The organism is Enterococcus ureilyticus, from assembly GCF_001730315.1.
In the GTDB taxonomy this organism is placed as follows: Bacteria; Bacillota; Bacilli; order Lactobacillales; family Enterococcaceae; genus Enterococcus_L; species Enterococcus_L ureilyticus.
The window spans coordinates 23,140-38,490 of record NZ_MIKC01000003.1 but is presented as its reverse complement, the minus strand read 5'-3'; the positions used below and the strand labels follow the sequence as shown (position 1 = coordinate 38,490).

Annotated in this window: 19 protein-coding genes; 1 reads left to right on the top strand and 18 read right to left on the bottom strand. The window is 37.9% G+C overall.

What is annotated here, in order from left to right:
- Positions 1–8: 8 nt before the first annotated feature.
- From BCR24_RS02620 to rpiB, 14 genes are all read right to left on the bottom strand, one after another.
- The gene (locus tag BCR24_RS02620) at positions 9–2,108 is read right to left on the bottom strand and encodes a BglG family transcription antiterminator (RefSeq protein ID WP_069639015.1); all 2,100 of its coding nucleotides are present in this window, start codon (positions 2,106–2,108) and stop codon (positions 9–11) included.
- 199 nt (positions 2,109–2,307) lie between these two features.
- Positions 2,308–2,508 (bottom strand): heavy-metal-associated domain-containing protein, encoded by a 201-nt coding sequence (locus BCR24_RS02615; protein WP_069639014.1) that lies wholly within the window; start codon positions 2,506–2,508, stop codon positions 2,308–2,310.
- A 38-nt stretch (positions 2,509–2,546) separates the two neighbouring features.
- Positions 2,547–2,993 carry a CopY/TcrY family copper transport repressor gene (locus BCR24_RS02610; protein ID WP_069639013.1) on the bottom strand — a complete coding sequence of 149 codons (447 nt, stop codon included), beginning with the start codon at positions 2,991–2,993 and terminating at the stop codon, positions 2,547–2,549.
- A 170-nt stretch (positions 2,994–3,163) separates the two neighbouring features.
- Positions 3,164–4,090, bottom strand: a complete 927-nt coding sequence (locus BCR24_RS02605) for a transketolase family protein (protein ID WP_069639012.1) — start codon at positions 4,088–4,090, stop codon at positions 3,164–3,166.
- A 1-nt stretch (position 4,091) separates the two neighbouring features.
- Positions 4,092–4,904: a transketolase gene (locus BCR24_RS02600; protein WP_069639011.1), complete on the bottom strand. Its 813-nt coding sequence runs from the start codon at positions 4,902–4,904 to the stop codon at positions 4,092–4,094.
- Between the two features lie 15 nt (positions 4,905–4,919).
- Positions 4,920–5,573 (bottom strand): dihydroxyacetone kinase subunit DhaL, encoded by a 654-nt coding sequence (gene dhaL / locus BCR24_RS02595; RefSeq protein ID WP_069639010.1) that lies wholly within the window; start codon positions 5,571–5,573, stop codon positions 4,920–4,922.
- 85 nt (positions 5,574–5,658) lie between these two features.
- Complete coding sequence (locus BCR24_RS02590) at positions 5,659–6,423, bottom strand: SDR family oxidoreductase (RefSeq protein ID WP_069639009.1); 765 nt, start codon at positions 6,421–6,423, stop codon at positions 5,659–5,661.
- Positions 6,424–6,441: 18 nt separating this feature from the next.
- Positions 6,442–7,431: a dihydroxyacetone kinase subunit DhaK gene (locus BCR24_RS02585; protein ID WP_069639008.1), complete on the bottom strand. Its 990-nt coding sequence runs from the start codon at positions 7,429–7,431 to the stop codon at positions 6,442–6,444.
- An 18-nt stretch (positions 7,432–7,449) separates the two neighbouring features.
- Positions 7,450–7,791: a Lin0368 family putative glycerol transporter subunit gene (locus tag BCR24_RS02580; protein WP_069639007.1), complete on the bottom strand. Its 342-nt coding sequence runs from the start codon at positions 7,789–7,791 to the stop codon at positions 7,450–7,452.
- Between the two features lie 15 nt (positions 7,792–7,806).
- Positions 7,807–8,229 (bottom strand): Lin0368 family putative glycerol transporter subunit, encoded by a 423-nt coding sequence (locus BCR24_RS02575; protein WP_069639006.1) that lies wholly within the window; start codon positions 8,227–8,229, stop codon positions 7,807–7,809.
- A 17-nt stretch (positions 8,230–8,246) separates the two neighbouring features.
- A complete protein-coding gene (gene dhaM, locus BCR24_RS02570; protein WP_069639005.1) occupies positions 8,247–8,630 on the bottom strand; it encodes a dihydroxyacetone kinase phosphoryl donor subunit DhaM in 384 nt (127 codons plus the stop codon).
- The gene (locus BCR24_RS02565; protein ID WP_069639004.1) at positions 8,618–9,412 is read right to left on the bottom strand and encodes a triose-phosphate isomerase family protein; all 795 of its coding nucleotides are present in this window, start codon (positions 9,410–9,412) and stop codon (positions 8,618–8,620) included. Before BCR24_RS02565 ends, dhaM begins: the two co-directional genes overlap by 13 nt.
- 70 nt (positions 9,413–9,482) lie before the next feature.
- Entirely contained in the window at positions 9,483–10,127 is a 645-nt protein-coding gene (gene fsa / locus BCR24_RS02560) for a fructose-6-phosphate aldolase (protein ID WP_069639003.1), read from the bottom strand.
- 26 nt (positions 10,128–10,153) lie between these two features.
- Positions 10,154–10,603, bottom strand: a complete 450-nt coding sequence (gene rpiB / locus BCR24_RS02555) for a ribose 5-phosphate isomerase B (RefSeq protein ID WP_069639002.1) — start codon at positions 10,601–10,603, stop codon at positions 10,154–10,156.
- A gap of 306 nt (positions 10,604–10,909) precedes the next feature.
- Between rpiB and BCR24_RS02550 the strand changes: the two genes are divergently transcribed.
- Positions 10,910–11,674 (top strand): DeoR/GlpR family DNA-binding transcription regulator, encoded by a 765-nt coding sequence (locus BCR24_RS02550; protein WP_069639001.1) that lies wholly within the window; start codon positions 10,910–10,912, stop codon positions 11,672–11,674.
- Positions 11,675–11,782: 108 nt separating this feature from the next.
- On the opposite strand, the gene BCR24_RS02545 is transcribed toward BCR24_RS02550, so the two are convergent.
- The 4 genes from BCR24_RS02545 to BCR24_RS02530 all read right to left on the bottom strand — a co-directional run bounded on the left by BCR24_RS02545 (position 11,783) and on the right by BCR24_RS02530 (position 14,879).
- Positions 11,783–12,325 carry a dihydrofolate reductase family protein gene (locus tag BCR24_RS02545; protein WP_069639000.1) on the bottom strand — a complete coding sequence of 181 codons (543 nt, stop codon included), beginning with the start codon at positions 12,323–12,325 and terminating at the stop codon, positions 11,783–11,785.
- A gap of 126 nt (positions 12,326–12,451) precedes the next feature.
- Complete coding sequence (locus BCR24_RS02540; RefSeq protein ID WP_069638999.1) at positions 12,452–13,141, bottom strand: uroporphyrinogen-III synthase; 690 nt, start codon at positions 13,139–13,141, stop codon at positions 12,452–12,454.
- Positions 13,138–14,046 (bottom strand): hydroxymethylbilane synthase, encoded by a 909-nt coding sequence (gene hemC, locus BCR24_RS02535; protein ID WP_069638998.1) that lies wholly within the window; start codon positions 14,044–14,046, stop codon positions 13,138–13,140. The genes BCR24_RS02540 and hemC overlap by 4 nt, the downstream gene beginning before the upstream one ends.
- A gap of 47 nt (positions 14,047–14,093) precedes the next feature.
- Positions 14,094–14,879 carry a formate/nitrite transporter family protein gene (locus tag BCR24_RS02530; protein WP_069638997.1) on the bottom strand — a complete coding sequence of 262 codons (786 nt, stop codon included), beginning with the start codon at positions 14,877–14,879 and terminating at the stop codon, positions 14,094–14,096.
- Between the last annotated feature and the right edge of the window lie 472 nt (positions 14,880–15,351).

The window sequence follows — 15,351 nt, the reverse complement described above, 5'->3', positions numbered from 1 at the left end:
TGTCTTGTTTATTTTTGTGTTTCTTTCATACTTTCTTCATACAAAATCGTTTCAAATTCTGTTACAGTCGTACACTGAGCTAAACGGTTTATCTTCGTCTCGTCATTGATCAATTCAATCAAGCTTTTCATAATATTCAAGTGAGAAAATGAATCGACTGCGGCTAAACAAAAAATAATACTTACCGGATCATTCTCCTCATTTCCAAATACAACGGGTTCGGCCATGGTCGCGACACTGATTCCTAGTTTATTCACGCCATCATCTGGTCGTGCATGAGCCAAAGCTAAATGTTTTCCGATCACAATATATGGACCAAACTCTTTGACTGAGGCAATCATAGCCTTGACATAGGATTCTTCAATACTCTTGTCTTTTAACAATGGACGCGCAACGCTTTGAATCGCACACTCCCAATCTGGACATTTTTCTAATAATAAGATATCGCTTTGTTTTAAGACATCTCTCAGCATCGGCTGCAACTCCTTTTTATTTATCTTTAAATTGTTCTTATCAAATGCTTCTTCTAAACTTTGATAAATTTCACTAGAAACGATTCCGCCACTTGTCTTGATCAAATCAAGTACTTCATAAAATAAGTCTGTAGAATCCTTCCCATTATTGATCAAGCGTTGAACTTGTTTATTTCGTTCTAAAAATTCTTGAATGTTTTGACGACTTTCTTCTTTAATGATCGGATCTAAAACTAGAATCGGTAATTCTTGATAGGTCAAGTTGACTGTTGAAAAAATCAAATCGACATCTAGTTTTGAGATCAGTTCCATTTCTCCAGAACTTAAAACAGCTACTACCTCAATGTTGAATAACTCTTTTAGATTTTCTGCTAATAATTTTCCTGTTGCTATTCCGTGGTTACAGATCACAACTGCTTTGTACGTGTATTTCAACTCTTGATTGATCGCACTAACCGATGTAGAAAAATGAATCGTCAAAAAGGCAATTTCATCATCACTCAATTCATTTTTCGTAATAGCTTCGATCGTTGGTGCAAATTTTTTTATGGCTAAATATATCGAAGCATAATAGCGCTTGATGTTTTCTTTTAAAGGATTTAAAAGTTGAATTTCACTTTTGACTCTATTGATCAAACCAGCCATGTGTCGATATAATCCTTCGTGTAATGATTCTTCTTTTTTTGAAAAGGGTATTTTTGTCGCTTGTTCGACAGATTGAATGAGCTGGATCGATAGCAATTGTGCTTGGACCCATTCAACAGAAGTACTCATGCTGCCTGTTTGAATCGTCTCTAACATAAACACAATATAATTTATTTCAGCTGTTGGCGGTCTAACTGCAAGTGTTCGGCATAATTGATCTATAAAAGACCGAATCTTATTTTGAACACTATCCGCTATTTCCCAAGATGACGTCACGATCAACTCCTGCCTAAAATAACGACTCAGCCAAACTGCAGTGAACATAACAGAATGATTTCGATAAATATCTTCTCGTGGAGAAATTGATTGATGGTAGACTTGATCTATTTTTTTTAGTATATTTTTAGGCATGTAACGAAATAACTGCTTTTCTAAAGTTGTCAGTCCCATCTCACTTTCATCAATAAACTGCAAATTGTCTATCGCTTGATTGATCACATCATAAATCATCGTACGAATGGTTCGCTCTGATCCTTTTAAGACGATTCCTTGTTTTGGCATACTCAAAACTTCGATACCATACCTCAAAAGAATCGTTCGAACTCTGCGCATATCTTCATCCATCGTACTTTTCGAAATTTGGTACTCACTTTCTTTTTGGTATAAAAAAATAGGTTGTTCAGACAAAGAAAAAGCCAAAATCAAGTCGAAAATCCTTTCTTCCCGATTTAAATAATCAAATTCATTTTTTTCATCAATCAGAGGTTCCAACTTCGTTCTTTCCTTTAATTGTAAGGCTAAAAACATTCCTCTTTTTCTGATTGTTTTTATTTCTGGTAGTTTTTGATTTGCTAGAAATTCGTTAATTTCCTTAATTTCATTTCTGATAGTTCTGTGACTAATTCGAAAATCTTCACTTAGCTCATCTAAAGTCACTGGATAGTCTGACCAAATAAAGCGTTTTAAGATTTGTATCGTTCGATCTTTCATCTGTTTCTCTCCTTGTCTGATTTCAGTATATAGCTGATTGCTGCAATTGATTAGTAGAGATTGTTGCAACATTTACTTGCAAAAATGTAAGCGCAATCATATTTAAGCAAATAAAAAAAGCTAATTTTAGTATACAAAAAAGAGCATAAAAAAAGTCTAGTTCCATTTTTTTCGGAACTAAACTTTTTTTGACTGTTCGTTACGCTACAGTAAATTTTGTTTCAGAAAGCGAACGCTGTAGCTCATCATTTGAAATTTCTTTTTCACTAATCACGACGGCTGATTTATTTTTTAAATCAACACTAGCTGATTGGACACCTGCAATTTTTTCAAAATTTTCTTTGACGATCGTTACACAACCATCGCATTTCATTCCGTTGATCGTTACTGTTTTTTCCATTGGTAAACACTCCTTATCCTTGTTTTAATTGTACTGCTTTAACTCACTAAATGACACTGACACTGACCAGGAATACAGTTGCAAGGTACTTCTTTCACTGCGGTTTTCTGTTTCTCTTTAAGCAGTGTTTCTAATCGGGTAATATCGTCAACACTCAATAAACTGTCATTGATGATGGATTCAAGAACTTTACCGACTTTTTTGCTACAAACTTTTGTCAACAGCTCTTGTGAAAGTATTTCAATGCTAGAGCGTTCTTCTACTAAAGGAAAATAAATAAACTTATTCCCAGTCCGCTTTGTGCCCAACATTCCTTTATCGACTAAACGGCTTAGCAACGTTTTAACTGTCGTACTTTTCCACTCAGTCTTTTCATTCAGAGCTGCAGTGACTTCTTTACTCGTCGTTGCTTTCGTTGTCCATGCAACACGCATGACTTCCCACTCTGCATCTGTGATCTTTAATGATTTTTTCTTTTCTGACATAAAAAGTCTCCCTTTTACTATTCTCTTGCTTAACAGCACAAAGAACTACATCCGTAGTCAATCACTAAATTAATAATAACTCTTTTTTATACGTTTGTCAAAGAGGAGAAAGTCATTTGTGAATAGACAAAAAACTTCTGTTAAATTTTCAGAAGTTTTTCAATCTTGTTTTATTGAAAAGAGAGTTTCTTTATTGTTTCAATCAAATGCTCAGCAGTTAAGCCATATTCTTTTTTCAGTAATTCTGGATCCCCGGATTGGCCAAATCGATCTTGAATTCCGATTTTTATCACTTTTGTTGGATAATGTTCTGAAAGATATTCACAGACAGCTGAACCTAAGCCGCCGATTACGCTATGTTCTTCTGCCGTAATCAGCCAAGGTGTTTCTTTAGCTGCTTGTAAAACAAGCTTTTCATCTAGCGGTTTAATCGTAGAAAAGTTTAAAACTCGAAGATCAATTCCTAACTGTTTCAATTTTTCAGCAGCAATCAAAGCTTCTTGTACCATCAAGCCTGTTGCTATAATGGTTCCGTCAGAACCTGTTGTCAGTGTTTCTCCTTCTCCAATTTTAAACGTATTTTTTTCTGCGTGGACTCTGGTCACCGGTAACCGACCTAAACGTAAATAAACTGGTCCAGTATGTTCCATGATTGCTTCTATCGCAGCTTCTGTTTCTAAATCGTCCACAGGATTGAGGATCGTCATGCCCGGAATCACTCGCATCAATGCAATATCTTCAATTGCTTGGTGTGAGCCCCCATCTTCTCCCACAGTTACGCCTGCATGCGTCGCAGCAATCGTGACACTCAACTGCGGATACGCCACACTATTGCGAATCTGTTCATAGGCCCGACCAGCTGCAAAGATAGCAAAACTACTCGCAAAAGGACGTTTTCCACCTAGTGCTAGACCAGCCGCTGTACCGATCATATCCGCTTCTGAAATCCCCATGTTATAAAATTTGGTAGGACTCTCTTTTGCAAAAATTTCTGTTTTTGTTGCCGCAGATAAATCTGCATCTAGCACAACTAAATCTGGATGTTCTTTTAGCTTTACCAACGTTTCACCATATGCTTGTCTTGTTGCTTTTTTCATTTTATTCAGCTCCCATTAACTCTGCCAAGGCTAATGCTGCTTCTTCATGTGAAGGAGCTTTTCCATGCCACCCGACTTGATTTTCCATAAAACTGATTCCTTTACCTTTGATGGTTTCACAAACAATTACGCTTGGTGCCTCAGTTTCTTTTTTTGCCATCTGAATCGCTTGAGCGATAGCTGATATAGTGTGTCCATTTACCTGCTGTACATGCCAATTAAAACTAGCAAATTTTGCTCCAATATCACCGACTCCCATGATTGCTTCGTTGGTGCCATCGATTTGTAAGCCATTGTGATCAATCAGCACAATGAGCCGATTCAAATGATAATGAGCCGCACTCATCGCCGCTTCCCAAACTTGCCCTTCTTGAAGTTCTCCGTCACCTAGCAGCACAAAGGTAAAACAGTCACTATCGTTACTTCTTTTCGCTAATGCTAGCCCATTGGCAATTGATAGTCCTTGACCTAATGAACCACTTGATGCATCAACGCCATAGGTTTTATTTTTATCTGGATGTCCTTGTAAGTGACTGCCAAATTTACGTAATGTCATTAAATCACTTTTTGGAAAAAAACCTTTATCTGCTAATATCGCATATAAGGCTGGGGCACCATGTCCTTTGGATAAAATGAAATGATCTCTATCTCGTTGTTCATAGTTTTGCGTATTAATCGTCATTTCTTGATAATATAAGGTTGTTAAAATGTCGATTGCTGATAAGGAACCACCGGGATGTCCTGACCCTGCAGCCGCTAATGATTCAATAATCATCCTTCTCAATTCTTGCGCTTTTTTTTCTAACTTTTCCATGCCACACATCCTGCTTTAGTTATTCTTTTTCATTTCTTCGTAAAAAACGTTCAGCAACATCCAAGAAGATTCAGCACCAGGATCTTTGTGCCCTATTGCTCGTTCACCAAGGCGCATTGCCCGACCTTTTTTAGCAATTAAGGGAATAGTAGATTCGGCTCCTTCTTGCATCATTTGAATTGCTTTTTCCATGACTGTCAGATAATCTTCCTCATTTTTATGGGCTTGTAGATACTCAATCCCTGGCAGCAGTGCATCTAACATTGTCTTATCTTGTAGTTCTGCTTTGCCTCGGGCTTGAATGGCATCAATACCAGACTGAAGCATCTCTACAAATTCTGGGAAGGTTACTTCTGTTTTCCCTTCAACCTCTTTGCCCATTTTTATGAAAAAGCTGCCGTATAAAGGTCCTGATGCTCCGCCTACTTTAGACAGTAAAATCATCCCAGATTTTTTGAGTAATGAATGAATATCTTCTGTTGTCTGATCCAGCTCTTCGATTTCTTTAGAAATACCGCGAAAGCCAATGCTCAAATTGATTCCGTGATCCCCATCTCCGATGTTCGAATCCAAAGAAGTCCAATAATCTCTTTGCTCTTCTGATAGCTCTGCCATCTTTATAAGTGAGTTTTTAAAAAAGGTTTTATTTGCGATTACTTCTGTTGTCATAGCTCATTACTCCTATCTAAAATAAAATTCTTTTAGGTATTAAGTAATAATCAGTTAAAACAATTATTACTCAATACCTAGGTCCTTATTTGATCGTATACCCGCCATCGATCACAAGGTTTTCTCCAGTGATCAAGTTTGATGCATCAGCTGCTAAAAAGAGTGCACAAGCTGCCACTTCTTCTGGGTAGCCAAAACGTCCAGCAGGGATTTGTTTTTTCATCTCTTCACCAACTTGACCTGCCCAAGCTTTTTTCCCTAATTCCGTCAAAATCACCGTGGGAGAAATACAATTCACATTAATATCATATTGCGCCCATTCATAGGCCAGCACTTTTGTCATCGAAACGATGGCTCCTTTGCTTGCACAATAAGCGACATGATTATCTAATGCCACGACTGCTGCTTGTGAAGCCATATTGATGATTTTCCCACCATTGCCACTGATTAGTTCATTTCCAACTGCCTGTGCGACTAAAAAGCTGCCTTTTACATTGATCGCAAATGTTTTGTCCCAATATTCTTCAGACAGATTTTCAGCATCATCTAGTAAAGCGACACCAGCCGAGTTGACGAGCATGTCGATTTTGCCGAAATGACTTTTTGCTGTAGTAATAGCTTGGATTACATTCTTTTTATTGGTGACATCTACTTTGATCCCAAGGCCATTTTCTTTGAATTTTTCTGAAACAAGTTGTTCTGTCTCGTCTTTTATATCAAAAATAACGATTTTAGCCCCTTTTTGTGCAAAAAGCGCTGCGATTGCTTCACCGATTCCGCTTAACCCTCCAGTGATGATCGCTACTTTATCCGTTAAACCAAAATTAATATCATATCCTTTATACTCCATTTTTTGTACTCTCCTTTTTTAAAGTTTCATATACGGCGTATCACATGACATATCCAACAATTCTTTCAATTCTTCATCTAATCTAACGATTGTGATCGACATTCCTACCATATCCATTGATGTTGCATAATTTCCAACTAATGGTCTGTGGAGAACGATGCCTTTCTCTGTTAATACTTCTGCCACGCGTCGATAACAAACATATAAATCCATGACAGGTAGCCCGCCTAAGCCGTTGACCATGACATGGTACTCTTCACCAGCCTTCGCCTGTGCATCTTCTAAAATATAGCGCAACAGCTGATCTACGACTTTATCAGCTGGTTCTAATTTACTTCGTTTGATTCCTGGCTCACCATGAATCCCCATGCCAACTTCCATGTCTCCTTCATCCATTTCAAAAATAGCTTTTCCTGTGACTGGTAAGGTTGAAGAGGATAATGCAACGCCCATCGAATAAGTGTTACTATTCGCTTTTTCTGCTAAAGCTTTGACTTTATCCAAATCGTAGCCTTTAGCAGCTGCTGCTCCGGCAACTTTAAAGACCGGTACATCCCCTGCAACACCACGACGATCCGGTACATTTTTAGCGGAATAGACATCATCTGTAATCAGGACTGTTTCTACTCTGATTCCATCTTCTGCAGCTAATTCTACACCCATATCAAAGTTCATCACATCACCAGCATAATTACCGTACATGAATAAACAGCCTTTGCCACTATCTACAGCTTTGACCGCATCATAGCAGGCATCTGGGGCTGGTGAAGTATTGATATTACCAACAACCGAAGCATCTGCAAAATTTTCTCCAACATAGCCGATAAATAAAGGTTCATGACCAGAGCCACCGCCGACAATCACACGTACTTTAGGTTCTTCACTCATTTTTTGACTAACTAATACTCTTTTATTATCAGCAAATCGAACATACTCTTTATGTGCAGCACAGTAACCTTCTAACATTTCTTCGACAACTTCATAGCCATCGTTTACTAATCTTCTCATCTAAATCTCTCCTTCATTTTATAAAAATAATGACAATAAGAATCCACCAAGAATACCGCCAGAAACAGCTGCTAAGACATTTCTATACGACTTTTTCACATTGCCTCCAGTTAAAGCTGACGCAACCCAAACACCAACTCCGGCTGCTAACCCCATATCGACCCAGGCTGTTCCAGATTGTGTGATCATCGGTGTCGAAATCCCATGATTGATACACCACACAGTTCCCACAACAAATGCCGCTGCCATCCAACCACCAATTGCACCCCACTGATCAACCATTTTTCCCCAGATCATTCGAACGGCAAATGGAAATAAAAAGCCGCCTAAAACTGTTGCAATCCCTAAACTAATCGTCATGTTTGATTCCCTCCTTTATTCTGTTTCTGCTAAACGATCTAATTCTTTTTCTGTCATGCCAGGTTCTGGCGCAGTTGCTTCATGTTCGGTCTCTTTTGCCATGCTTTTTTCAATCGCTGCTGCAACAATTCCACCAATGACAGCCCCAATAATAACTAAACCAATTGTTGGTAATGAAGAGACGAGGCTTTCTGTCCCATTCATAAATGTGTCTCGCATAATACCACAGACCCCAATTGCTAATCCCATATCAACAAACGCCGCATCATCTTCGTTTCCGACTAAGTTAACGAAATGATTCATAAACCACATCGGACCAATAATGATAAACGCAGCTAAGTAGCCACCAAAAATGCCGAACGCCCCCAATTGTCCCCAAACCGCCATCACTATCATGCCCGCAATCGTGTAGCCGATCAATCCTCGTATGAACTTCATTGTTTTGCTCCTTTTCTTTATAAATGACTTAACTCTGCAACAACTAGTTGTTTATTTTGTGAAACGGATGCTTGAACCGCAGCAGCAAAGGCTCCTTCTACTAAAGGGCAATCCATGATTTCTACTTTATCTTTTAGCCCTTCATCCTCAATTAAATCGATCGCTGTTTCCGAACTCAAAATAGCGCTTCCAATATCGCAAAAAATTAAAATATGTTCGCAATCCCGACAACTCTCTATATAGTCCATAATCATCACTGAATTTGTTCCTAAACGTCCATCACCTGTCCCACCTGCTGAAATAACCCGCACACCGTCTAATTCACCTGTCATCTCTTCAATCATTTCTTTTGTGCCATCTGTAATTTTTTGACTATGGGAAACCAAAATTATTCCAAACATCCTTTACCCTCCTTGATCATTTTGACGGTCTTCACAATATTCGCATAGCGCTCAGGATCATGACCAAATCGTCCGACAAAAACCCCATCAACATTTTCATCTGAAACAATCAACTGAACATTTTCTTGAGAAACAGAACCCCCATAAATGATTCGTGTTTTTTGAGCTGTTTCATATGAATATAACTCTGTTAGACACTCTCTAATAATTCCATGAACTGCATGGACGTGAACAGCACTTGCTGCCAATGTTTTTCCGACTGCCCAAGCTGGTTCATAGGCTAGAATAACTTTTTCAGCTTGTTTATGCGGGACTTGATTCAATGCTAGGAATAATTGCTTCAATAACAAATTTTTGATTTCTTCATAATCCTCACTATGTTCCGACTCCCCAATGCAAAGAACGGGTATTACATTTTTTTCTAAGGCCAATAACACTTTTTGATTGATCATATCATCACTTTCACTAAAAATCGTCCGTCGTTCGATATGTCCTAATTCAACGTAGGTTCCTTCCATATCCAGTAAAGAATCAATCGAAAATTCTCCTGTATAGGCGCCATAAGCAACCGGTGCCATATTTTGTGCACCTAACCCAATGTTCGTTTCACGGAGCAATACAGAGACTGGATAAAGAACCCCCATACCCGGACACATGAATTGCTCAACTGCCTCGACTTGTCCCGTTAAATCAGATATTTTTTGAGCAAAATGTTGCGCTTCTTTTAATTGATTTTGATACATTTTTAAACTGATTCCCACAATCGGTTTTCTTTTCGTCATCACTCGCTCCTCCTTTCTTTTCATTCGGAATCCTTAAGCTGTCATTACTTAAAGATTCCGAATTCGTTTCTTACTTAGTAAAATTTTCCCAGTCTTTCATAAAGGCTGCAATGCCTGCATCTGTTAATGGGTGTGACCACAGTTTTGGAAAAATACTGCCAGGAATCGTGGCAATGTCTGCCCCTAATTCAGCAACCTCTTCAACATGTTTCAAATTGCGAATACTAGCGGCGATAATTTCAGTAGAATAACCATATTGATCCAATACATTTCTTAAATTTTTGATCAAGGCTAAACTATCTGTTCCAATATCATCCAGTCTACCTACAAATGGACTAATAAACGTTGCCCCTGCTTTGGCTGCCATCAATCCTTGGGCAACGGTGAAAACAAGCGTCACATTGGTTTGGATATTTTCTTTACTCAAAATATGAACCGCTTTCAATCCTGCTTCTGTCATAGGAATTTTTACCACAACATTCTCTGCCCATTTGGCTATATCGCGGGCTTCTTTGAGCATTCCTTCTGTGTCAAGTGCAATGACCTCTGCACTTACAGGACCTTCTACAAGTTCACAAATTTCTATGATGACTTCTTTAAAATTTCGACCTTCTTTAGAGATGATTGTCGGATTTGTTGTTACTCCATCCACTAAACCCAATTCATTGATTCTTTTAATTTCATCAACATTGGCTGTATCAAGAAAAAATTTCATCTGTCTCGCTCCCTTTCTTTGTGCGTTTATTTGCTAAATTCGGATTCTTTTTGCATAATTTGATCGATTTTTCGTGCAGAATTTCCACCTTCGAATTTTACCGAAAGATATTCTGATACAACTTTTTTTGCCACTTCTATGCCAATAACTTTTGACCCCATGGTAATGATTTGCGCATTATTGCTTAATTGCGCTCGCTCTGCTGAATACGTATCGTGGCATTGCGCTGCTCTAACTCCCGGAACTTTGTTTGCGGCCATCGCCATGCCGATACCTGTTCCACAAACCAAGATGCCACGTTCAATTTTGCCCTCATTAATGCCTTTGGCTACCTCAAAAGCAATATTCGGATAATCTACTTCGTCTGGTGAAAAACAGCCAAAATCGATTACTTCTATTCCTAAGGTTGCAATATAGTCTTTTAATTGATTTTTCATTTCAAATGCATTGTGATCTGAGCCGATCCCGATTTTCATTTTCTCCACCTCTTTCGTTGTCTACATTCATATTAGCTTTTAACCTTCACTTTGTCAACGTTTATTTTCGTTTGTTTTCGATTTAAATAAAAAAGAAAGTTATCGAAAACGAAAATCAAAAGTAATCTATCTAGAGATTAGGTCAATATAGCCTTTTCCAGAGAGAACAATTAAACTTTTAGAGTGAATGAATTGTTTCATTTTTTCTTATAAGACAAAAAACGAAAGTAAACGACAACAAATTTGTCATTTGACCCTTAATCCTGTATACTTTAGCTAACATAAGGAGTTAAGGAGGAATAAAAATTGTATACAGACCAAAGAAGAGAGAAGATTTTGTCCCTATTGCAGGAACAAGAGTCTGTATCTGTTAATGGATTAACAGAAGTTTTAAATGTCTCCAGAGCCACGATTCGCTCTGATTTAAACTATTTAAGTAAGAATAATCTTTTGATTCGTACACATGGCGGAGCCATTCGCAGCAAAGAGGATGAAACGCTTAAAATAGACAAAAATTATGATATTCGCAAACAAAAGAATATAGATAAGAAAACACAGATTGCCAAAAAAGCCTTAGCTTATATTCAACCTGGTGAATGTATTGTGTTAGATGCTAGCTCAACTTGTTATGAGTTGGCAAAATTGATCGATCAATCTGATTTAAAATTAACGATTTTAACGAATGGTATCCGGACAGCGTCGTTATTGAAGGAAAATTTTAATTTGACGGTGATTTTAATCGGTGGTGTTGTTAAGGGCTCTTCCAATGCGGTTGAAGGAATTCTAGGGATTGAGATTTTGAAGAAGTTAAATATCGATACCTTGTTTACTTCTGCATACGCGATTTCTTCCTCTGAAGGTTTATCTGATTTTAATTTATATGAAGTGGAATTAAAAAAACGTATGGTAGAAATTGCACCACATACGATCGCATTGATCGATAGTACTAAATTTGAGAAAAAATCAATTGCGACATTTGCTAAATTGAATCAATTAGAACTGTTGATTACTGATGATCAATTATTGGATGAAGTTAAAAAATATTATGAAAATGATGTTGAAATTTTGTAAATCAATTTTTTTATTCGTAATAAAATACCTAGCTTTTGCCTTTGAAAGACAGGAGCTAGGTTTTTTTCATATTTGAGAAAATACCTTGAATTACAGTGTTGCTATAACTTATGAATGAGCTTTTGTTGAATAGGTAGTATATACCAGATCATTTTTTTCATATACATGCTCAACTTGTAAACTAACCGGTCCATTCAACTCATTGAATAACCGAATCCCTTTTCCTAAAATCGTTGGGATTGTTGTCAGAATATAGGTATCAATCAAGTTTGCTTCCACTAAAGGTGCAATAATACTAGCGCCACCAACGACCCAGATTGCTTTTCCCTCTTGTTCTTTTAATTCCTGAATCAACTTTACGGGCCCTTGATTTGTAAAAAACAGCTTGTCTGTACTTTTATCTGGATGACTCGTGATGACATAAGATAGCTGTTCTTCATAGGGATACTGCTCTGGAGATAATTCATTGACTACTTGATCATAAGTCGTTCGCCCCATCACCACTGTATCGATCTTTTCCATTAATTCTTGGTAACTAGTATCCTCTTCTACTAATTCAATCCCGCCACCTAAAAAATCAATACTACCATCTGGCTCTGCGATATATCCATCAACACTTGCTGCGATATATAAAATAACTTCTCTACTCACAAAAAAACCTCCATCTCAATTAAACGTTCTCTTACCTCGAACTATTTATTGTACCTGTTTTAACGCTTTCGTCAACTACTTTGTCTAACAAAAGAAGCATAGTTGAGAGGAAGTGCATGCCTTCTTTCAACTATACTTCTCTGCTTTTTTGATTATTGCTTCGTAACCATCTTTTAAAATAGCTTGTCTTGTTGTTTCACCTAAACAGTATAGCATCGGCATTTCTTTTAAGGTTGTATTTTTAAAAACTGCAAAAAAACGTTGCCATAAGGACGGACTTGCTAGATAAACTGAGGTTATTTTGTCGGCCAATAAAAGTGTTTTTAGTTTTTGTTGATTTTTCTGGGGAACGTAATTGTCATACAGAATGGGTGTAAACAATTGATGCCCCTTTGCTATTAATTCGCTTTCGCCAAGGTTATCTGCTAAATTACTTTTTGGATATAAAATTGATGTCGGCTCTCTATTACAAGCTGCCCAAGCTTCAAATAGATGCTTTTTTGTTGGGCGTGGTGCTTGAAACATTAATTTTACGTTATTCGCTAAGAGGACTTGAGCAGTCTTCTCACCGATCACAGCAAATTTTTTCTGTTCAACATCTCTTTTACTTATTTGCTGAAAAAAGAATTCCGCAGCATGCTGACTTGTTAGAAAAACCCACTCACTCTGTTCTAGCATTACTTCAAAAGATTGCCCCATTACTCGTCTTTTTAACTCAAGTAAAGGAATTTCCACTGTTTCAAACCCTTTTTGCTGAAAATAAAGACAATCGTCGACATTATCCTGCGGCAACCGTGTTAGAAGAATCTTTTTCATCGTGATGCCTGATCCATTTCGTTTAGCAAGTCAGCTGCTACTTGCTTTCCAACACCGACTAATTCTTGTACAACAATACTTTTAGTGAATGACTGTTGTAATTTTTTATCGCCTAAGAACCCTGAAAAGTGATAGCCGTTTTGTTTTTGAACAGCATAGGCTCCAATCGGGATGTCACAATTTCCATTTAACATTGCTAAAAAAGCCCGTTCTTCCATGACTAATCTTCTTGTTGATAAATCATCGATTGGTCTTAAAAAGTCGTTCATCGCTTGATCCTGACTGCGACATTCTACCGCTAAAGCTCCTTGTCCTACAGCTGGAATACATTGTTCGCACGTTAAAATATGATAAGGGTGCGTAGGATCAGCAAACCAATTCAATCGCTTTAACCCTGCAACAGCTAAAACAATGCCATCTAGTCCTTGCTCTTCCATTCGTTTCAAACGAGTCCCCACATTCCCTCGAATCGATTCCACTTGAATATCTTCGCGTAAATTTTTCATTTGAAATTCACGTCGTAAACTACTCGTTCCGATTCTAGCAGTGTTGGGCAACTCTGCTACAGAGCTAGCTTCTCTAAAAATCAGACAATCAGCTGGATCACTTCTTTCTGGAATCGCAGCTAGTGTCAAACCATCTGCAACTTTTGCAGGCATATCTTTTAAACTATGGACCGCAAAATCGATCGAGCCTTTCAATAAAGCCTGCTCTACTTCATTGATAAATAATCCTTTTCCACCGATTTTAGACAAACTAACAGAAAGCATTTGGTCTCCTTTAGTTGTCATTGGAACAATTTCAACTGGAAAATCACCATGAGCCTCTTTCAGTAAATCTAATACGATCATTGTTTGTTTCATTGCTAAAGGACTATTTCTGGTACCGACACGGACGGTTTTCATTCAATTTACTTCCTTTTTCTTGACTTCTCTTTTTATCTTACTAGATTTTATTTTTTTGACAACTGGCCAGTGCCAACTTTATATGCTAAGAAATAAAGCCCTGCTACAAAGAAACCTCCGCCAATGATATTTCCCAGATAGACACTCACCATATTTTGCCCAAAAGCCGACCAAGTATTGCCGCCTAAAAGAATCCCCATTGGAATCAAAAACATATTTGCCACAACATGTTGGAAGCCACAAATCACAAAGCCCATGATTGGTAGGAAAATCCCTACAATCTTACCAATGAAATCTTTTGCCGCAAAATTTAAATACACGGCTGTGCTGACTAAGAAATTACAGGCAATCCCTGAAAGAAATCCTTGTAAAAAAGTATCTTTGGTTCGACCAAGTGAAACTTGAATTGCTCGTTCAGCAAAATCCCCTTGTAAAGCGCCACTTAAATAGCCAAAGAAGTAGGCTACAAATAAAGAACCGATCAGATTGAAAAGCGTCACGATCACAATATTTCTCAGCCATTCTTTGCCACTGATTTTTCTAACAAACAACGCCATCGAAACAACCATCATGTTTCCCGTAACCAGTTCTCCCCCAGCTAACAATAAACAAATCAGCCCAAACGGAAACACAGCTGCACCGATCACATTTACCAGCGACCCCCATTCCTTTGGCATCGTTCCCATTGCTCTAATCATCGCAATCCCTGCAACAGCGATAAAAACACCTGCTAAAAATCCTAATACTGCTAACGTCAAAAAACTAGCACGCGCTTTTTGCACGCCTTTTTCAATTGTAACATCCACTATTTCTGGTGGTTGAAGTGATCCCATATTTACCTCCTTGATTTAAAAGCGAAGTGGGCTCGTTTAGCTCTGACAGAAAAATAGGAAAATATGTTTGTGACGCTCTCTGTCACAGGCAGATTTTATCTTTTTTCCGAAGAGCTAGCCCATGCAGCTAGATAATACATGGTAACAACGTTCCGCTTCGCTGCACCTTGTACTTTTCAACATCAGTTCTTTTCATTCACTGTGTTTCAAAGCAAAAGCGTAGCGGGCTCGTTAAACCTTGACTGAAAAATAGGAAATTATGACTGAGGCGCTCTTTGCCTTATTCATAATTTATCTTTTTTCCGAAAGGTTAGCCCATGCAGCTAGATAATACATGATAACAACGTTCCGCTTCGCTGCACCTTGTACTTTTCAACATCAGTTCTTTTCATTCACTGTGTTTCAAAGCAAAAGCGAAGTGGCTCGTTTAGCTCTGACAGAAAAATAGGAAAATATGTTTGTGACGCTCTCT

What these genes read in the sequence shown, in the direction of transcription:
- BCR24_RS02620 (WP_069639015.1), bottom strand. Translation starts at nt 2,108, where the DNA reads ATGAAAGATCGAACGATACAAATCTTAAAACGCTTTATTTGGTCAGAC.
- BCR24_RS02615 (WP_069639014.1), bottom strand. Translation starts at nt 2,508, where the DNA reads ATGGAAAAAACAGTAACGATCAACGGAATGAAATGCGATGGTTGTGTA.
- BCR24_RS02610 (WP_069639013.1), bottom strand. Translation starts at nt 2,993, where the DNA reads ATGTCAGAAAAGAAAAAATCATTAAAGATCACAGATGCAGAGTGGGAA.
- BCR24_RS02605 (WP_069639012.1), bottom strand. Translation starts at nt 4,090, where the DNA reads ATGAAAAAAGCAACAAGACAAGCATATGGTGAAACGTTGGTAAAGCTA.
- BCR24_RS02600 (WP_069639011.1), bottom strand. Translation starts at nt 4,904, where the DNA reads ATGGAAAAGTTAGAAAAAAAAGCGCAAGAATTGAGAAGGATGATTATT.
- dhaL (WP_069639010.1), bottom strand. Translation starts at nt 5,573, where the DNA reads ATGACAACAGAAGTAATCGCAAATAAAACCTTTTTTAAAAACTCACTT.
- BCR24_RS02590 (WP_069639009.1), bottom strand. Translation starts at nt 6,423, where the DNA reads ATGGAGTATAAAGGATATGATATTAATTTTGGTTTAACGGATAAAGTA.
- BCR24_RS02585 (WP_069639008.1), bottom strand. Translation starts at nt 7,431, where the DNA reads ATGAGAAGATTAGTAAACGATGGCTATGAAGTTGTCGAAGAAATGTTA.
- BCR24_RS02580 (WP_069639007.1), bottom strand. Translation starts at nt 7,791, where the DNA reads ATGACGATTAGTTTAGGGATTGCAACAGTTTTAGGCGGCTTTTTATTT.
- BCR24_RS02575 (WP_069639006.1), bottom strand. Translation starts at nt 8,229, where the DNA reads ATGAAGTTCATACGAGGATTGATCGGCTACACGATTGCGGGCATGATA.
- dhaM (WP_069639005.1), bottom strand. Translation starts at nt 8,630, where the DNA reads ATGTTTGGAATAATTTTGGTTTCCCATAGTCAAAAAATTACAGATGGC.
- BCR24_RS02565 (WP_069639004.1), bottom strand. Translation starts at nt 9,412, where the DNA reads ATGACGAAAAGAAAACCGATTGTGGGAATCAGTTTAAAAATGTATCAA.
- fsa (WP_069639003.1), bottom strand. Translation starts at nt 10,127, where the DNA reads ATGAAATTTTTTCTTGATACAGCCAATGTTGATGAAATTAAAAGAATC.
- rpiB (WP_069639002.1), bottom strand. Translation starts at nt 10,603, where the DNA reads ATGAAAATCGGGATCGGCTCAGATCACAATGCATTTGAAATGAAAAAT.
- BCR24_RS02540 (WP_069638999.1), bottom strand. Translation starts at nt 13,141, where the DNA reads ATGAAAAAGATTCTTCTAACACGGTTGCCGCAGGATAATGTCGACGAT.
- hemC (WP_069638998.1), bottom strand. Translation starts at nt 14,046, where the DNA reads ATGAAAACCGTCCGTGTCGGTACCAGAAATAGTCCTTTAGCAATGAAA.
- BCR24_RS02530 (WP_069638997.1), bottom strand. Translation starts at nt 14,879, where the DNA reads ATGGGATCACTTCAACCACCAGAAATAGTGGATGTTACAATTGAAAAA.